Source organism: Enterobacter asburiae (assembly GCF_001521715.1).
Lineage (GTDB): Bacteria > Pseudomonadota > Gammaproteobacteria > Enterobacterales > Enterobacteriaceae > Enterobacter > Enterobacter asburiae.
This window is the reverse complement of sequence record NZ_CP011863.1, coordinates 1,403,473-1,422,411: the sequence shown is the minus strand read 5'-3', so window position 1 is coordinate 1,422,411 and position 18,939 is coordinate 1,403,473. Positions and strand designations below refer to the sequence as shown.

Here is an 18,939-nt window from a genome sequence, read left to right as displayed (position 1 = left end):
CAGGCAAGAATCACGTGCTGACAGCCTTAAGCTGTCAGCAATCCTTTGTAGTTTCCGATAACAATTTCATTAAGCGTTCTGACGCCAGCACGGCGCAGGGCGGACATTTTATAGCGGCTAACGGCCGAATAGGTGATACCCATTCTTTCAGCAACCGCATCGGGACTGTCACCGTTGAGCAGAGGACGGAGAACTTCACGTTCCGCCATTCTGGCCCGGTGGTGTCGAACGCGACAGGGCCCTGGTTGCACGCTGTGCCTCTCATTTGCGGTTCGTTGAAGCAGCCATTTTAGGGCCATCACGGACCCCGACTTATCAACCATGATTGTCGTTCCGCCCGCAGAAGGGACTTTGCAGAGCCCACCGGAGTAACTGTTCGTCAATACGATCGTTTTATGTGGCAGCACGTTCATGACGGTCAACGCCTGTGAACGTTGTTCATCAAAACACTCCGATTCAATAATGAGTAAATCAGGTCTTTGATCGTTGAGCACCGTGTACGCATCAAATGCCTCAGGCGTTATCGCCTGTACCCGCCAGTGGGCAGAATGACATAAAGCACTCAGACCCTGTAACGTAAACACACAGCGGACGACGATGATAATTCGCTTTTCTTTTTCATGCATAGCATGAGAACCATTGTCGGGATTATTGACCATACGAAATCGCCTCACCTATTTCTGCATTTAATATGAAAAAACTGACGTAGCTTTATTTTTCAAAACACAGATAAATATACGTGGCCTGTCAGCGGCATAAAATCGGAATGGTCATCATGGCGGTGTAGGACAGGGACTACAATCTTTGCGATTATTATCCCTATAGTTGAGAGGGTGTTTAATAAATATAAACTCAGCTAAAATACAAAGGCGCTAAATTTATCTCGGGTATTAATATGGCAAAAGTCATGATTGTTGACGATCATCCAATAGCCCGAATGGCTATTCAGTTTCTGGTCGAAAAGGAAGGGCACAGCGTTGTGGCTGAATCAGGCGATGGCGCGGAAGCGCTTTCGCTGATCGACGAGCATCATCCGGACATTCTTGTGATCGACATTGATATTGCCACGCTCGATGGTATCGAAGTCGTCAGGACGTTACGTGCGAACAGCTATCCGGGGATCATTATTGTGATTTCCGGCAAAAACCCTGAATTTTATTCGCCCCGAAGTGCCCTGAGCGGCGCGGATGGCTTCATTAGCAAAAAAAATAACTTACCCGAGATCATCACCGCCATCCGTGCGGCGCAAAATGGCTATGGCTATTTCCCTCTCAAACGTTTCGAATCCCCGCAAAGCCAGCAGGCGATAGACGATCGGGAAAGGCTGGGGATGCTGTCGCCCCAGGAGTTTCAGGTTTTCCAGCATATTATTAAGGGGCTGGAAAATATGAAAATTGCCGCCAAAATGAAGATCAGCAACAAAACCGTCAGCACTTACAAAAGCCGCCTGATGGATAAACTGGGTTGTAAAACTCAACTGGATATTTTTGAATTCGCACGGCGTAACAATCTTGAATAAATTTCTGTCCCGAGCGCTACTGTTTCTTCCCCTCTGGATGATCGCGACGGTTGATTATGCAGGTGAACCCTCAGTACAACAGCTAAAGATTTTCAGCCGCGAGCGGCCCGTGTTGCTCAGCTTTAACCTGGATGACAGTGACTGGCGCTGGTTAGGGCTGAAACGCGAATTAAAAGTCGCCACATGGGCACCGGATAATCCTCCGTTTGATATCGTTCCTGATTCCGGTCTCTACGAAGGCATCTATGCTGACTATATCCGGCTCATTACCAGCAACCTTGGCCTTGACGTGCGCGTTTTCCGTTACCCGTCACGGGAAAAGGCCATTGAAGCCCTGAAGCGTAAGGAAGTCGATACCCTCGTTGATGATGGCGGTGGGCAACCGGTAAATCAGGACGGGCTCGCCGAGAGCAGAAGCTTTATGGCAAATCTCCCGGTACTGGTGACCAATGAAAGCACTGCGTCACATACGGTCAAACCGGATATGGCCATGAAGCTTGCCGTTACAGAAGGTTATCTCAGCGATCGGCAGGTTTCGGAGCGCTTTCCTGCGGCCAGTATCATTCGCTTTCCTTCCAATGAAAGTGGCCTGGCCTGCGTGGTTCATGGTCAGTGCGATTTCTTCTTTGGCAACATCACCACCACGAGCTTCCTTATTGAACGCAACTACGGCAACGCCCTGACGACAACGGACGTTTTCGATGCGGAAGGGGCCGGTAACCGCTTTATTTTGCGCAGCGATGACAAAGAGCTTCTCGAATCTATCAATACCGTTCTGAGCGCCATACCTGAGACGCTGCAAAAGAACATTTCTCGCCAGTGGGTGCAGCGGCCTGACATCTGGCGCTTTCAGAAACCGCTTGATTTGACGGAGCAGGAAAAACGCTGGATTACGCATCACCCGACGGTAAGGGTGCTCGTTAACTCGTTTTATACCCCCTTCAGCATGCTGGACGATAGCGGCGCGTTTCATGGTATAAGCGCCGATCTCCTGCGTCTTATTCATCTTCGCACCGGGATCCGCTTCGAGCCTGTCAGGGTTAACTCTGCGCTGGAGGTGTACGATCGGCTGGAGAATAATGAAGGAGACATGGTCGGCACGGCCATCTTTGATTCCTCCCGCGAAGATATGGCGCTTTTCAGCCGTCCGTGGATCTACACCCCCGGCGTGCTGGTCGTAAAAAACCAGCCGCGTGCCCCTGTTGCGCTGAATAACGCAATGACGCTTGCGGTGGTTGGAGACAGGACTCAGACGCTGGTTCAACAGCTCTCGAAAGAATGGCCGGGCATCAGGTGGATCTATACGGAAAACTGCGGAACCGCTCTGGAGCTGGTCAACTCGGGGAAAGCGGATGGCGCCCTGCATAACCAGCTGGGCGCCAGCTTCATGATCGACCGATATTTTCGGGACAAGTTGAAGATCGTCGCGCAGCTGGGTGAAAAGCCGGACCAATTGGGCTTTGCCGTACGTCGGGATGAGCCTGAGCTGCAGGCAATCCTCAATAAAGCGCTGGCGGATATTCAGCCCCAGGAAATTTCGCTGATTGTGCATAAATGGCAAAATGCCCCGGATTTCTCGGTTAACACCTGGCGGCTCTATAACAAGGAGTTTTACTGGGTACTCGGGGGGGCGGGCACCACAATCTTACTGATCCTTTTCTGGGTATTTATCCGCACCAAAGAGATTAAACGTCGTCAGCTGGCGCAGGAGGAACTTCAGGCCCAGCTGGCTTTCCGTGATACCTTGATCAACGGATCGCCTACGCCGGTTTATGTACTTAACCGGCAGATGATGGTCACGACCAGCAATGAAGCCTACGCACACTATTTTAGTCAACTGCCGGTTGAACATCTTCGCTATTCATTGCTTGACCAGCGCCATCCGCTGGCCGGGCTTCGGGAGTATTTAGCCGACGTGTTAGTGCACAATGAAGCGATCCTTCCCCACGGGCAAACGCGCGAATTCAACGTAAACAATGGCTCTGGTGCGCGCGTCATCGCCCACTGGTCAACGCCGTTCACGGATTCAAAAGGCAAAATTGCTGGCCTGATTTGCGGCTGGCAGGATATTACCGATCATAAACAGCTTCTGAATGCGCTCTCGGTAGAAAAAGACCATGCGGAAGAGGCTAACAAGGCTAAGAGCGCCTTCCTGGCGACAATGAGCCACGAGATCCGTACCCCTATCAGCGCCATCCTGGGACTCCTTGAGCTTGAGTCAAAGCGTCAGCCCGAGAACGAAGCGATTCAGGTCTCTTACGCCTCAGCGCAAACGTTGCTAAGCCTGATTGGCGACGTGCTGGATATGGCGAGGATCGAAAGTGGGCAGCTTGAGATCGTCCCGGAATGGCTTCCTCTTGATTCGCTCGTGCCGCCGGTCATTAAAATCTTCGAAGAGATGGCGCGTCAGAAAAACCTCGAACTGCGTTATACCAGCCAGACTGAAGACGACCTGGAGATCAGGGTAGACAGCGGTCGCCTGCGCCAGGTCATTGCTAACTATCTGAGTAACGCGGTGAAATTTACGCAGCACGGGCACGTTGAGCTGCGAATTTACAGCCAGAGAAGCGGTGATGATGCCCTGACGCTGCACATTGAAATTGAGGACAGCGGACCCGGCATCAGCCTGTCCGATCAGAAAAAGCTGTTTAAACCCTTCGCCCAGCTTGAAGCTGGACGCAACCATACGGGGACCGGTCTTGGCCTTGTGATCGGCAGCCAGCTGCTGGAAAGAATGAACGGCAGCATGCAAATGCGAAGTTCACCCGGCAGAGGGACGCAGATCTTCATCGAGCTGACCGTGCCCGTTCGCCAGCAGCAACATAAGGCCGATTCCGTCAGCGCGTTGCGTGCAGATACGCAGCGGGCGTTGTCGATCCTGATTGTGGACGATCATCCTGTGAACCGCATGGTGCTTAATCGTCAGCTTTCGTTACTTGGCCACACCGTAACCGAGGCGACGAGCGGGCAGGAGGCACTGGTCTACTGGCAGCAGGAGCGTTTTGATTTGCTGATTACCGACTGCACCATGCCTGGGATGGACGGTTTTACGCTGACGCAAAAAATTCGCGATGCGGGAAGCACAACGCCTGTGTTTGGCCTGACGGCCAATGCCCAACCACAAACCCGGGCGCAGGCGATAGCTGCCGGGATGAATGAATGTCTGTTTAAACCGCTGCGCTTGGCGAATTTAAAATCAGCGTTGCAGAAGGTCGCAAACACTGAGTTACCTCCGCCGCTCCATGAGCAAATTCGTCTTAATGATTTAAAAGAGATGATTCATCATGACGACGGCATGCTTGGCCGGTTGCTGTCACGGATTGGCGAAGAGAATGAGGCGGATATACATGAATGCCGTAAATGGCTCGCCTGCGGTGACAGAGCATCACTGGCCAGTTGTCTTCATCGAATTAGCGGCGCGGCGCAGATAATCTGTGCAACAGAAATTGATGAGCTTGCGGCAGAAATTGAACTGCTGGCGCTGAAGACGGGTCATGACGACGAAATTAGGGCGGGGCTGGACAGGCTGGAGACTAAGCTAAAAGTTTTACGGCTTTCGATCGGCCAGTATCTTAATTCGGCTACCCATGTGGAATAAAAAAGGCCCGGTGTAAACCGGGCCAAAGGACGTGCTTCCCAAAAAAAGAGGGCAGCGATGTAGTCCTCTTGAAGTTTGAAATTATTTTACACAAACGTAATCGCTACCTGGACCACTTGTAGTCCCCCCAACTGGGATCGTTGAACCACCGGAGTTAAAGGAGTGGAATTTACCACTTGTGGTCATCCATGAGCCCGACAGGTTATACCAGGTATTGAAGTATTCACCTGGGACATTTTTAACTGCAAAGTCACCACCATTACTCGCGAACTCTTTCAAATCAGCCTGAGAAGCTACCGTTCCTCCACCATAAGTCGCGCAGTTCGCTTCGGCCTTCGCCTCATCAAGAGTTTTATGGTCTTTATTCAGTGTCCAGTATGTTTTTCCCCCAACCATATAGACCGGAAGGATGGTGATATCTGTGGTCAGACTACCCGCCAATGCTTGAGCTTCAACGGTCGCAATAGCATTCGTATTGCCGCTTGCCGTAGTGCCGGATAATGTGGTGCTGCTCTGACCATTAATATCTGTCTGAGTCGTGGTATCAACTAATGTACCAAGTGTCGTACTCCAGGATACAGGCTGACCTGCAGGGATAGCATTGCCATGAGCATCTTTCACGGTGACAGTAAGAACAGAAGACTCTGTACCTGTTCCCGTCATCTTCGAAAGACTTGCTGTCAGGTTGGTTACCGTTGCGGTGGTGACATCAGCAATCAAGGTAACCGCTGCGGCAGGCTGAGATGCACCATTAACTGTTGCATTAACCGTGGCATCGCCCGCTTTAGTCCCTTTCAGCGTTATCGTCGCTTTACCATCATCGCCGGTATTGCTGGTTGCTCCAGACAGAGTGCCCAGATTTGTCGCCCAACTGATTGCAATGTTCGGTACTGCATTACCATTCGCATCTTTAACCAGGGCAGTGTAGGTAGCAATATCGATATCGTTAGCCACCACGTTGGTTTTATCTACCGTTAAATCCCCCGAGCCAATCGCGGCCGTCGCGGTATCGGCAGTGAAGGTCACATTACTGGCGTTGACAGGCGTGCCGTTAACGGTCGCGGTAACCTGCGCATTACCCGCAACGGTGCTTTTAAGCGTGATGGTTGCCTTGCCGTCCGTGCCCGTGGTGCTGTTCGCGCCTGACAGTGTCCCGTTACTGGTGGCCCAGCTGACGCTTACGCCTGGCACCAGGTTACCGCCTGCGTCCTTGACGATTGCCGTATAGGTAGCAAACTCCGTGTTGTTGGCAACCAGCGTGGTTTTATCTACCGTCAGGTCGCTGCTGTTGATACCTGCCGACGCTGAATCAGCGGTAAAGTTGACCACTGGAGCATTAACGCTGGCAGATGATCCAATTTTCACGGCGACCTGTGCATCACCCGCAACCGTGCTGCTCAGGTTGATTTTCGCCACGCCGTCGGTCCCGGTCACGCTGGTACTGCCGGAGAGAGTGCCTTTGTCGGTGGCCCAGTTCACGGTGACGCCAGGAACCACGTTGCCGTTGGCATCTTTGATCACCGCGCTGTATGTCGCTGTATCAGTCGCGTTCGCAACAAGCGTGGTTTTATCCACGGAGATATCGCCGCTTGCTACAGCCGCTGAGGTGCTGTCAGCCGTCAGAGTTACGCTTGCCGCGTTAACTGGCGTGCTGCCGTTAACGGAGGCCGTCACCTGAGCGATACCAGCCTGAGTGCCTTTCAGCGTTGCGGTGGCCTGACCGCTGCTGTCGGTTACGGATGTTGACGAGGACATGACGCCCAGATCCGTCGCCCATGTGACGGTCACACCTTGAACCGGGTTGCCATAAGCGTCCTTGACTACTGACGTGTAGGTGGCCAGGTCTGTGTTGTTGGCGACGATACTGGTTTTATCTACCGTCAGGTCGCCGCTGCCAATCGCGGCGGTTGTGCTGTCCGGGGTGAAATCAACGGCAGGTGCGCTGATGGCAGAAGACGTACCCGACTGTGCCGTCACCGTTGCTGCGCCCGCTACGGTATCTTTCAGCGTGACCGTGGCTATCCCGCTCGCATTCGTCATCGTCGTGCTGCCTGAGAGCGTTCCCTTTGTGGTATTCCAGTTCACCACAAAGTTCGGTACCGGATTACCCTGGCCGTCCTTCACCTGTGCGCTGAAAGTCGCGACGTCGCTGTTATTTGCAACAACAGTGGTTTTATCGACCGTAACATCGCCGCTGCCAATGTTGGCGCTGGCGTTATCGGGAATAAATTCCACCTGAGGTGCGCTGATGTTGCCAGAACTTCCGGTTTGAGCAGTAACCTGAGCGTTGCCCGTTACCGTATCGTGGAGGGTAATCGTGGCAACACCGTCAGTTCCGGAGACGCTGGATCCTGCGGATAATATCCCTTTATCGGTGGCCCAGTTAACGGTTGCGCCGGAGACAGGGTTTCCGTTGGCGTCTTTAACCACGGCGCGGAAGGTTGCGATGTCGGAACCGTTGGCAATCAGGATCGTTTTATCAACGCTCACGTCACCGCTTCCAATACCTGCACTGGTGCTGTCCGCTGTGAAGGTAACGCTGCTGGCATTTACCGGGGCTGCACCGTTAAGTGACGCTGTCACCTGTGCCGTACCGGCTTTCGTGCCTTTTAGCGTCACGCTCGCGCTGCCGTTGCTGTCGGTCTGGATGATGCTGCCGGATAAGGTTCCCAGATCCGTTTTCCACTCTACAGGGAGATTCGGTACCGGATTGCCATTGGCATCTTTCACCGTGGCGGTATAAGTGGCGAATTCGACATTGTTGGCCACAAGGGTGGTTTTATCGACGCTCAGGCTGCCGCTGTCGAGAGTGGCGCTGCCGGTATCCGCGCTGAAGTTGACTGCGGGGCGTTAACAGCGCCGGAGGTGCCTACCTGTACGGTGACCTGTGCTGATTCTGCCACCGTGTGTTTCAGCGTGATGGTCGCTACGCCGTTGGCTCCGGTCGTACTGCTTGTCCCGGAGAGAACGCCTTTATCGCTGCCCCACGTGACGGCTACATTTGGCACCGGGTTCCCGTTAGCATCTTTCACTATGGCACTGAACGTTGCCGCATCGCTGCCGTTAGCAATGACGGTGGTCTTATCAACCGTAATATCTCCGGCGCTGCTAATCGCGGCAGTTGTGGAATCCGCAACAAAGTGCGAGTCCACGGTACCTGAGTTCCCGTTGGCGAGCGTGGCGGTAACCTTCACCGTTTCAGCAACTTTATTGATGAATGCCACGGACACGACGCCTTTTTCATCCGTTACGGTATTCAGAGCTGAACCCGCCGCCACGGTCGCAGAACCGCTGAGAGAGAAGGTGACAGGGACATTCGCCAGCTTGTTACCTGCCGCATCCGTGATGGTGGCCGTCACGGTATTGATTGCGGTGTTGTTGGCCACGCTGTTATCGCTGGTCACGATGATGGCATCAGACGTGATGCGTCCGGTACTGTTATCTGCCTGCTGGGAGATAGTAATCTCCGGTAAGGCGGTGTCATTGAAGGATGAGGACACGGTGACGGTACCCGCGCGCGTTCCGGCTGTAACAATAGCCTGATACACGCCCGGAGAAGTCTCTTCAACCGCAGAGAGGGTCGCCTCTTTCGCCGGTAAATTTGCCGCGTAGGTGACAACGGCCTGCGTTTCCTTCACGGAGGCTGACAGCGACTTTGCCATACCCGGTACCGGGTTACCGTCGGCATCCACGATATTAATGTTAATCGTAGAGGTACTCTTGCCGTCAGCCGGCAGCGTGGTCGGGGATGCCGTCATCGAAGAGGAGCCGACGCTTACGTCACCCACGTCAACCTGGATATCTGCCGTGGCGCTACCGCTGTTGCCTTTAGCGTCGTAAGCCACACCGGCAATCCGATACGTATTGCTTCCCGATACCTGGTAAGCAGGCAGGGTGACGTTCAGGCGATTGTCACCTGATTGAATAATACTGCCGCCTGCGGCTAGCAGGGCTGGGGCATCCCAGTCGATGCGCTGTAGCGTATTTTTGGTCTTCACAGAGAAGGTCAGAGCGACGGTTCCACGGCTTTTGCCCACCGTTTTCTCCGGCAGCTTCAGCGTGACGGTCTCCTGTTTGCGGTAGTCAAGAACGATGTTGTTGTTACGCTCAACGAGATCGTAGCGGGTACCGGCCAGCGTGCGGGAGGCTCCGACCAGATCCGGATCGAGCTGTTTATTCCAGGACTCGCCCAGACGGTAGTTGAGCTGCAGGGAGAGCTGGGAATCATTTTGCCCATCTTTACCCGCGCGGTGCTGGGCACCGAGGGTAAACAGTGGAACAGGGGTATAGGTAATGCCGCCGGTAAAGGCCCACGGATCTTTCTGGCGGTTATCTTTGCCAAACAGGGCAACTTCATCACCCTGGTATTGTTCGTACATCAGCTTTGCGCCCAGCTGCGGATAGGCCGGTAGCCAGCCCTCAGCCCGAAGATCGTAACCGTTTGCCGGGCGTTCATCGTAATCGGCGAAATCGCGGGACTGATGCCAGTCGCTCAGGCGGAAATAGCCGTTCGCCGAAAGCTTAAGATAATCGCGCCAGGCTTCTGCGCCGAGGCCGAAACGGCGGTTGTCGCCGGTAAAGTCATTATCGTAAAAGGTGTTGACGCCAAGCATCCAGTCCCCCGCAAAATGGCGGGCTCCTAAACCGACGTTACCGGTATTACGATCGTCCTGGTGACGAAAACCAAGCTGCGTGAAGAAAACAGTGGATTTGTTGTCGTACAGAGGAACCAGCAGGTCAGCTTCGCCACCGTTAGTGTTAAATTTATCGTCGAGATTAAGCTGCACGCGTGCGGTACCAAACTGGCTCAGCCACTCCTCAACGCTGTTATTCAGCGCACCGGTGGCGGCAGAGCGCGCAAGACCTTCTGCTGCTCCTCCAGAATCGCGCTGCGACAGCGCCGAGCCGGCTGCGGCAAGAGAACTCGCATTGTCTTCGAAGATCGACGGGGTATTTTTGCCTGACTGATACCATTTGGTTTCATCTTCTTTCGCCGCAGCCTGAACCAGAGGCGTATAAGCAAAACTCAGAGGGAGTGCAGCCTGAGTGATTATCGTCAGCCAGCCAACGATAACCTTCGGGCGCGAAATAGTAGGCGCATTTGATGATTTCATAAGAAAGTCTCTTATAAAGTGAACAGAACCGGGCGCGGCAATACCAAATGGTTTTGCACGAGCCTTATCGGATCTGTTTGAAAGGGTTTAATGGCAGTTGGGGTGGATTATTACGGTGAAACTTTTCCACCTTATTCGGCCTGAATTTATTAAACCGGTTTCACACCTTATAAAAAATCAGACAAGTCAACACGGCGTGTAGGACGTAGACTACAGATGAGATGCCGTCGTACGGAAATATATGCGACGGCAGACTGTTATCGTAAAATTGTTTCCAGCTCGGTGATATTTCCCGAGGATAATATTGGCTGTATCGCGAGCAGTTTTTCTTCAGGCAGATCGTATATTTTTAACGCGAGCAGTCGGGCAATATCGTCTTCTGAAAAACGGTATTTAATAACGGTGGCCGGATTTCCGCCCACCACCGCATAGGGTGGCACATCTTTGGTCACGACCGCGCCCGCCGCTACCACAGCGCCTTCACCAATGGTAACGCCGGGCATAATCATCGCCCGCATGCCGAGCCAGCAGCCATCGCCCAGCGTTGTGTCGCCGCGTGACAGGTAGGCTTCCTTTATCGACTCCATAAAGGGATAAAGGCTGAACCAGTCCATGCGATGAGTGCTGTTTCCGCCCATCAGAATAACGCTCTCGGCGCCAATGCAGACGAAATTACCGATAAATAATTTATCCAGCCGCCCGAGTGGTTCCCAGTTCCGACTGACGTCGTCGCCGAGCAAATAGCGCACCACGGGACGTTCAAATCCGTTGTCCCAGCAGTCGCTGTAATAGCTGTGCGTCCCTTTGATATGAATATTTGGATTGGTTACCGTCTGATGGAGATATTCCATTCTTGACCAGTGCTTGTCGGTCATGCTTTAAATCCTTTATTAATAATATTGCGACACGTCATAATATATTAACCTTGTTTTTATCAATAAAGTTTACACAGGTTTACCCGACAATTCGCGCGTTTTACGCAGCCTGCTCACGCTAAACAACACAGATCCCGTTGAGGCTATCACGGCTATCCACAGCGCCAGATGCACGGCACGGTCGTCAAGCGTTTGATGATCTGCCCCAGCTGTTGCGGCCAGCAGCACGCCCACCGCGGCGGCACCGAGACACTGGCCGAATGTCCTCACAATCGACAACACGCCGGAGGCGTAGCTGGCATATTCCCGCGCCACGTTAGAGAGCATCTCCCGGTTATTGGGACTCTGAAAGCAGCCAAACCCAATCCCGCACACCAGACTGCGCAGGCAGATATTCCATGCGGAAGGATTGTCCGGCAACGTCGCCAGCAGGACCAGTCCACCAACAAAAATCATCAGCCCGACTGTCGAGATCAGCGGCGCGGAAATCGTATCTGCCCAGCGCCCCGCGTGCGGCGCAATCAGCACGATGCCAATCGGCCACGGGGTGAACAGCAGCGCGGAGACCACCGGGCTGTAGCCATACACGCTCTGAAACAGGAACGGCAGCGCGACAAAGGTGATGCCCTGACTGACAAACGAGGCCAGCGAGGTCAGGGCTGCGAGGGTAAAGCGTCCGTTTTTGAACATGACGGGCGGCAGTATGGGACTTTGCGCGCGCCGAATCCGCCAGATAAAGGCGAGGGCGCTGACCAGCGTGAGCAGCCCCCAGCCTGTGGCCGCCTGGTTAATGTCTTGCGTCACGCGCTGAAGGCTGTCGGCCAGCATAATCGCCGAACCTAACAGCGCGGCGGAGAGCACGGCGCCCGGCGCGTCAAAGGGCGAGCGGTCAACGGCCGTTTCCCGCGGCAAGGCCCGCCACGCCAGCAGCAGGGCAACGCTGCCCGGAATAATGTTAATGGCGAACAGCCACTGCCAGCTCAGCGCGTCCAGTATCGTTCCGCCCAGTACGGGGGCAATCGCCGTGCTGGAGGCGATAAGCAGGGCGTGCAGCCCCAGAATACGGCCAAGCAGTCGACCCGGAAAAACGGAGCGCAGGATCGCCGGGGCGATACTCAGGGTGGCCGCGCCGCCGATGCCCTGCAGAATACGCATGCCGGTTAACATTTCCGGCGTTGCTGCCAGCGCGCAGCCGAGCGAGGTGAGCGTAAAGGTGGCAAGCCCGGCAAGAAACACCGGGCGATAGCCCACGCGCGCCGCCAGCGCCGCGAAGATGGCTAACGTCATTGCCGCTGACAGCAGGTAACCGTTGGCGAACCAGACCGCAATGTTTGCGGGTACCTGCATCGCCCTTGCCATGGAGGGCAGCGCGATGTTGATCATGGTGCCGTCAAAGACGCCCATCAGCGTGGTGGTCATGACGGCGGCCATGACCCGGGCGCGTTCATTACCGGGTAAGCCTTCATCGCCGGGCAGGTTTGAAAATAGCGTCATCGTCGTTACTCCGCATAAGAATAGTGATGACGAAACTATAATCATGCGGTATACAGGGCGGAAGACGCATCAGTTGCACTTAATCGTTGCATATAACGCCTTATCTTAGGAGTCACCGTGGTCGATCCAGACTTTAACCTTCTGGTTGCGCTCGACGTTCTGCTGGCCGAAGCCAGCGTGGCGGGCGCGGCGCGACGTTTGAACCTCAGCACCTCCGCCATGAGCCGCACCCTGAGCAGGCTGCGGGAGGTGACCGGCGATCCTATTCTGGTGAGGGCCGGGCGTCATATGGTGCTGACGCCCTGGGCCGAAGCCACGCGGGACCGCGCCAGAAGCGCCGTACATGAGGCGAGGGCGGTGCTACAGCCCTCCACCGACGCGCTAAAGGTTGAAAATCTCGAGCGGCTGTTCACCATAAGAGCCAACGACGGTTTTGTGGTGGCGTTTGGGCCGCTGCTTATTGCGGCGGTGGCGAGCGTTGCGCCCGAGGTGTGCATCCGCTTCTCGCCAAAACCTGAAAAAACGTCGCGCTATTTGCGCGAGGGGCTGGTCGACCTGGAGATCGGCGTGCAGAGCAATATGGGGCCTGAAATACGGCTGCAAAGGCTCTTTCAGGATCGATTTGTTGGCGCGGTGCGTAAGGGACATCCGCTGTCATTACGGCCCGAGGTAAGCCTTGACGATTATGTCGCGTGGGGCCACGTGGTGGCTTCACCGGACGGATCGTTACACGGGTTTGTCGATGACGCGCTGGCGGAACGGGGGATGAAGCGCAAGGTCGCCAGCGTGGTGCCCGGATTTCCGACTGCGCTATCCGTGGCGCTGGCGTCCGATCTGATTGCCATGGTGCCGGCGCTGTACCTGCTCAATCAGCCGATGAACGAGTGCGTACACGTCTTTGAGCTGCCGTTTAAAACCCGGACCATTACGGTGTCACAGATGTGGCATCCGCGTATGGAGCGGGACCCGGGGCATCGCTGGCTCAGGGAAAAGGTACTGGAAGTGTGTCGGGCCGTGCGCTGACGCTCAGACCGCTTTTCCCGGCACGGAGAGGATGAAGCGCGTCGATACTGCATCCGATTCTACCCGGACTTTCCCGTGGTGCGCGGTGACGATGGACTTCACGATGGCAAGCCCGATCCCGCTGCCTTCGCCTTTGCGCTGTCTGGACGGGTCGACGCGATAGAAACGGTCAAACAGCTTTGCCAGATGTTCCTGAGGGATCGGCTTACCGGGATTTTCTATCATCAGTTCAACGTCGTCATCCTGTTCTCTGATGGAAACCGTCACTGCTTTCCCTGCTGGCGTATAGCGCAGGGCATTGGAGAGCAGATTATTCACTGCTCTTCTGAACATCTGCGGATCGCCTTCTATCAGGCAGGGCATCCCGCTAAATTTCAGCGTAACGTTGCGTTCTTCCGCCCAGGCTTCGAAGAAATCAAAGACTTTCATGACCTCAGCACTTAAATCAAACACCACCCGGTCAGGGATGAGCTGATTATTATCCGCCTGCGCCAGGAAAAGCATGTCGCTGACCATCCGGGTCATCCGGTTGTACTCTTCCAGGCTGGAGTACAGAACATCTTCCAGCTCTTTCTGCGAGCGGTTCTGGCTCAGCGCGATTTCCGTTTGCGTCACCAGGTTGGTGATGGGGGTTCTGATTTCATGCGCGATATCGGCGGAAAAATTCGCCTGGCGGGTAAAGACATCTTCAATCTTTTCGATCATATGGTTGAAGGAGATGACCAGTTGTTCCAGCTCAACAGGCACGCGGGACGGCTCCAGCCGCGCGTCCAGGTTTTCTGAGGTGATATTTTTGATGGCGTTGCTGACGTTACGCAGGGGCAAATGTCCCTGACGAACTGCGATACGAATGACAAGAATAATCAGCAGGCTGATCGCCGCAGCAATCATCAGGAGATTCTTTTTAAGCGCCTCCAGGTAGTGCAGATGAAAATTAATGGAGAGCCCGATCAGCATCACGTAGTTCTGCGTTTTGCCCTGCAGCGTCGCCGTGCCTGAAGAGGCGATAATCCGGTACGTTTCCATTTTCATGTCGGACCCGGCGTGCATGTTTTCGGCAGGGTCTTCAACCGTCCAGAGAAACACATCCCGTGTGCGGCGGTGTTCGCTAAAATCCGCCGTGTTCATCGCAGGGCGCAGTGCCGCCCCTTGCGCCGAGCTGAACAGGGTATTTCCCTGCGAATCCAGGAGCAGGACAGCCACGTTGCGGTAGCTGGCCATCGACTCTTTGATCTTGCTGATTTTCTTTTGGTCAGGATCGACCGGAGACTGAAGTATGCGGTGCATCGCGGTGCTGATTTGCTGCAGGTCGCTGATATCCTGCTCGGCGAAGTGCTTTTCAACGGAATGCAGCATAAACCAGGTAAAGGCGAAAAAGGCCAGTATCGAGGAGAGGCTGATAAAAAAGGTCAGCCGCAGGGCAAGAGAAAAGGGGCGCCCGGGAAGCTTAACGCGCATCCGGTACCTCCAGCATATAGCCCACGCCGCGCACCGTCTGGATCAGCTTCGGTTCAAAATCGTTATCGATTTTCGCGCGAAGCCGTTTTACCGCCACATCAATCGCGTTTGTGTCGCTGTCAAAATTCATGTCCCACACCTGGGAGGCAATCAGGGAGCGGGGTAGCACCTCTCCCTGATGACGCATGAAAAACTCCAGCAGGCTGAACTCTTTGCTGGTTAACGAGATGCGGCTTCCGGCCCGGCTTACCTTTCTCGACACGAGGTCAACCGTCAGGTCTGCCACCTGAAGCTGGCTTTCCGCAATCACCGTATTTCCGCGTCTCAGCAGCATCCTCACCCGGGCGAGCAGCTCGGCAAAGGCGAAAGGCTTAATCAGATAGTCATCCGCGCCCAGCTCAAGCCCTTTAACCCGGTGTTCAATCGTGCCGAGAGCCGTGAGTAACAGGATGGGCATCCCTTTACCGGCAGAGCGGAGCATGCGGACAATGTCCCAGCCGTTCACATCGGGCAGCATGATATCCAGAATCAGCAGATCGTATTCAGCGGTCATGGCGAGATGGTAGCCGTTCAGGCCATTATCCGCGTGGTCCACCACAAACCCCGCTTCAGTCAGTCCCTTACTCAGGTACTCACCGGTTTTCATTTCGTCTTCGACGATCAGTATTTTCATCGTGCTCCCCTGACTGGCTGCTGATGACATTCTAGTGAGCATACCGCCGTTAACAATGACTTACGCTAAAAATGACAACATTGTCATTATCCTGTCACCCGTCAAACAGGATGCGTTCCGTAGAGTAGCCCTAAAACTACTCTGGACTTTATTTGAACCGTTATGTTCCTGTTAAAACGACTAAGCATCAGCACGGTATTTATTCTGGCAGGCTGCGTCTCGCTGGCTCCGGAGTACCAGCGGCCGGAAGCACCTGTCCCCCGGCAGTTTTCGCTCTCCCGTAACGGCCTGACGCCCGCGGCGGCTGGGTATCAGGACACCGGCTGGCGCAACTTTTTCGTCGATCCTCAGGTTGCGGGGCTGATTACGGAAGCCCTGAAAAACAATCGCGATCTGAAAATGGCCGCCCTGAAGGTCGAGGAAGCCCGGGCGCAGTTCAATGTGACGGATGCGGATCGTTATCCTCAGCTGAATGCCTCCTCGGGCATCACGTACAGCGGCGGGCTGAAAAGTGACAAACCCACCGCGCAGCAGTACGACGCGGGCCTTGCGCTTAGCTATGAACTCGATTTCTTCGGCAAGCTGAAGAACATGAGCGATGCCGACCGACAAAACTATTTCGCCAGTGAAGAGTCCCGTCGCGCGGTGCATATCCTGCTCGTCTCTAACGTGTCGCAGAGCTATTTCAACCAGCAGCTGGCGTATAAACAGCTGCGTATCGCGCGGGATACGCTGAACAATTACCGGCAGTCTTATGCATTCGTTGAGCAGCAGCTGGTGACGGGCAGTACGAACGTCCTGGCGCTGGAACAGGCCCGGGGACAGATCGAAAGCACGCGTGCAGATATAGCCAAAAGAGAGGGGGAGCTGGCGCAGGCCAATAATGCCCTGCAGCTGGTCCTCGGCACCTATCGCGCGCTGCCGGGTGACGGCGGCATGAACGCCAGCGACGTTGCGCCGGTAAAACTGCCTCCTCATCTTTCCTCCGCGATACTGCTGCAGCGTCCGGATATTATGGAGGCGGAGTATCAGCTTAAAGCGGCCGATGCGAATATCGGCGCGGCGCGCGCCGCCTTTTTCCCGTCCATATCTCTCACCAGCGGGCTTTCAACCGGCAGCACGGAGTTGTCCAGCCTGTTCACGTCAGGGAGCGGGATGTGGAATTTTATTCCTAAAATTGAAATTCCCTTTTTTAATGCGGGCAGAAATAAGGCCAACCTTAAGCTGGCCGAAATTCGCCAGCAGCAGTCGGTTGTGAATTACGAACAAAAAATTCAGTCCGCCTTCAAACAGGTTGCCGACGCGCTCGCGCTGCGAGACAGCATTAACCAGCAGCTTGCTGCGCAGCAGCGGTATCTTGATTCGCTACGCATCACCCAGCAGCGGGCCAGAGGGTTATATTCCAGCGGCGCTGTCAGCTATATCGAAGTGCTTGACGCGGAACGTTCTCTTTTCTCCACGCAGCAAAATATTCTCGACCTTATTTATGCCCGGCAGGTTAATGAAATTAATCTCTTCACCGCGCTCGGCGGCGGTTGGGTCGAATAACGTTATTTAATTAAACAGGAAAAAAACCATGCGCAATTCACTTAAGGCCGTTGTATTTGGTGCGATCTCCATTGTGTTTTCTGCCGGCCTCCAGGCTGAGGTTCATCAGCACGAAATGATGAGTGCTGCCAGCGAAGGGACCTCAGAGCAGCTCATCACCGGGACCGGTATCGTGAAGGACATTGATTTCACAAATAAAAAAGTCACGATCTCCCATGAAGCGATCCCGGAAATTGGCTGGCCTGCGATGACCATGCGTTTCACCTTTATTCAGGCTGACGAGAGTATCAATGCCTTAAAAGTCGGCAGTCACGTGAATTTCTCGTTTGTTCAGCAGGGCAATCTCTCTTTACTCAAGAGCATTAAATAGCGAGAAACGGCATGGCCTCATTAAAAATAAAATATGCTGCCTTGATAGTCAGCAGCCTTATTGCGGGATGGCTGATATCGGTGACGGCATGGCAGGCGATTCATTCATCTGAGAAAACGGAAAATAGCGCACCAGAAAGAAAGGTGCTTTTCTGGTATGACCCGATGAAGCCAGACGTGAAATTCGATAAGCCCGGCAAATCGCCGTTTATGGATATGGATCTGGTGCCGAAATATGCGGATGAAAACGACAGTAAAAGCAGTGCCGGTATCCGTATTGATCCAACGCAGGTTCAGAACCTGGGATTAAAAACGCAAAAGGTGACGCGCGGAACGCTGAACTATGCCCAGACGATCCCGGCTAACGTCAGCTATAACGACTATCAGTTTGTCATTGTGCAGGCGCGCGCGGAAGGCTTCGTGGAGAAAGTGTACCCGCTGACGACGGGCGATAAGGTGAAGAAAGGCACGCCGCTTATCGATATTACCATTCCTGACTGGGTCGAGGCGCAGAGCGAGTTTCTGCTGTTATCCGGCACAGGCGGAACGCCGACGCAAATTAAAGGGGTTCTGGAACGGCTTCGGCTGGCGGGTATGCCGGATGACGATATTCAGAGGCTGCGTGCGACCCGCACTATCCAGACCCGGTTTACCATCAGGGCGCCGATCGACGGGGCGATCACGGCCTTTGACCTGCGTACCGGCATGAATATTTCTAAAGATAAGGTGGTAGCGCAAATTCAGGGGATGGATCCGGTCTGGATCGGCGCGGCAGTGCCTGAATCCATTGCTTATCTGCTGAAAGAGACCTCGCAGTTTGCTGTTTCGATACCGGCCTGGCCGGATAAATCCTTCCCGGTTGAAAAATGGAGTCTTCTGCCGAGCGTGGATCCAACCACCCGTACGCTGCAGGTGCGCCTGCAGGTCGCTAACAAGGATGAGCTGCTGAAGCCGGGCATGAACGCGTACCTGAAGCTGAATACCCAAAGTCAGGAAATGCTGCTGATCCCCTCCCAGGCCGTTATCGATACCGGCAAAGAACAGCGCGTGATTACGGTTGATGCGGACGGGAATTTTATACCGAAAAGGATCCACGTACTGCATGAATCTCAGCAGCAGTCCGGCATTGGTAGCGGACTGGAAGAGGGGGAGTCGGTAGTGGTCAGCGGTCTGTTCCTGATTGACTCGGAGGCCAATATTACCGGCGCGCTGGAGCGCATGCGTCACGCTGAAGCTGCTGACGGCGCGCACTCTGGCCATTAAGGAGA

13 protein-coding genes are annotated in these 18,939 nt (G+C 54.5%); 6 read left to right on the top strand and 7 right to left on the bottom strand.

Features of this window, described 5'->3' with window-relative positions:
- Positions 1-26 precede the first annotated feature (26 nt).
- The gene (locus ACJ69_RS07075; RefSeq protein ID WP_059346766.1) at positions 27-659 is read right to left on the bottom strand and encodes a helix-turn-helix domain-containing protein; all 633 of its coding nucleotides are present in this window, start codon (positions 657-659) and stop codon (positions 27-29) included.
- 236 nt (positions 660-895) lie between these two features.
- Here ACJ69_RS07075 and ACJ69_RS07070 point away from each other — a divergent pair, with 236 nt between their 5' ends.
- Positions 896-1,519: a response regulator gene (locus ACJ69_RS07070; RefSeq protein WP_054829801.1), complete on the top strand. Its 624-nt coding sequence runs from the start codon at positions 896-898 to the stop codon at positions 1,517-1,519.
- The gene (locus ACJ69_RS07065) at positions 1,512-5,117 is read left to right on the top strand and encodes a response regulator (protein ID WP_155616770.1); all 3,606 of its coding nucleotides are present in this window, start codon (positions 1,512-1,514) and stop codon (positions 5,115-5,117) included. Before ACJ69_RS07070 ends, ACJ69_RS07065 begins: the two co-directional genes overlap by 8 nt.
- Before the next feature lie 81 nt (positions 5,118-5,198).
- Here the strand turns inward: ACJ69_RS07065 and ACJ69_RS07060 are convergent, their stop codons facing one another.
- The 4 genes from ACJ69_RS07060 to ACJ69_RS07045 form a co-directional block, all read right to left on the bottom strand.
- Positions 5,199-7,886 carry an Ig-like domain-containing protein gene (locus ACJ69_RS07060; protein ID WP_059346764.1) on the bottom strand — a complete coding sequence of 896 codons (2,688 nt, stop codon included), beginning with the start codon at positions 7,884-7,886 and terminating at the stop codon, positions 5,199-5,201.
- Positions 7,887-7,906: 20 nt separating this feature from the next.
- Positions 7,907-10,231, bottom strand: a complete 2,325-nt coding sequence (locus ACJ69_RS07055) for an inverse autotransporter beta domain-containing protein (RefSeq protein ID WP_059346763.1) — start codon at positions 10,229-10,231, stop codon at positions 7,907-7,909.
- 257 nt (positions 10,232-10,488) lie between these two features.
- Positions 10,489-11,106 carry a CatB-related O-acetyltransferase gene (locus ACJ69_RS07050; RefSeq protein WP_059346762.1) on the bottom strand — a complete coding sequence of 206 codons (618 nt, stop codon included), beginning with the start codon at positions 11,104-11,106 and terminating at the stop codon, positions 10,489-10,491.
- Between the two features lie 69 nt (positions 11,107-11,175).
- The gene (locus tag ACJ69_RS07045) at positions 11,176-12,600 is read right to left on the bottom strand and encodes an MFS transporter (protein ID WP_059346761.1); all 1,425 of its coding nucleotides are present in this window, start codon (positions 12,598-12,600) and stop codon (positions 11,176-11,178) included.
- Between the two features lie 117 nt (positions 12,601-12,717).
- On the opposite strand from ACJ69_RS07045, the gene ACJ69_RS07040 reads away from it, so the two are divergent.
- Entirely contained in the window at positions 12,718-13,623 is a 906-nt protein-coding gene (locus ACJ69_RS07040) for a LysR family transcriptional regulator (RefSeq protein ID WP_059346760.1), read from the top strand.
- Positions 13,624-13,626: 3 nt separating this feature from the next.
- On the opposite strand, the gene ACJ69_RS07035 is transcribed toward ACJ69_RS07040, so the two are convergent.
- On the bottom strand, positions 13,627-15,081 hold the full coding sequence (locus ACJ69_RS07035; protein ID WP_059346759.1) for a Cu(+)/Ag(+) sensor histidine kinase: 1,455 nt from the start codon (positions 15,079-15,081) through the stop codon (positions 13,627-13,629).
- Positions 15,071-15,754 carry a copper/silver response regulator transcription factor gene (locus ACJ69_RS07030; RefSeq protein ID WP_059346758.1) on the bottom strand — a complete coding sequence of 228 codons (684 nt, stop codon included), beginning with the start codon at positions 15,752-15,754 and terminating at the stop codon, positions 15,071-15,073. Before ACJ69_RS07030 ends, ACJ69_RS07035 begins: the two co-directional genes overlap by 11 nt.
- 162 nt (positions 15,755-15,916) lie before the next feature.
- Here ACJ69_RS07030 and ACJ69_RS07025 point away from each other — a divergent pair, with 162 nt between their 5' ends.
- From ACJ69_RS07025 to ACJ69_RS07015, 3 genes are read left to right on the top strand one after another with little or no spacing between them, the layout of a single operon-like run.
- Positions 15,917-17,302 carry an efflux transporter outer membrane subunit gene (locus ACJ69_RS07025; RefSeq protein ID WP_059346757.1) on the top strand — a complete coding sequence of 462 codons (1,386 nt, stop codon included), beginning with the start codon at positions 15,917-15,919 and terminating at the stop codon, positions 17,300-17,302.
- 28 nt (positions 17,303-17,330) lie between these two features.
- Positions 17,331-17,672 carry a cation efflux system protein CusF gene (gene cusF / locus ACJ69_RS07020; protein ID WP_059346756.1) on the top strand — a complete coding sequence of 114 codons (342 nt, stop codon included), beginning with the start codon at positions 17,331-17,333 and terminating at the stop codon, positions 17,670-17,672.
- 11 nt (positions 17,673-17,683) lie between these two features.
- A complete protein-coding gene (locus tag ACJ69_RS07015; protein ID WP_059346755.1) occupies positions 17,684-18,934 on the top strand; it encodes an efflux RND transporter periplasmic adaptor subunit in 1,251 nt (416 codons plus the stop codon).
- Positions 18,935-18,939: the final 5 nt, after the last annotated feature.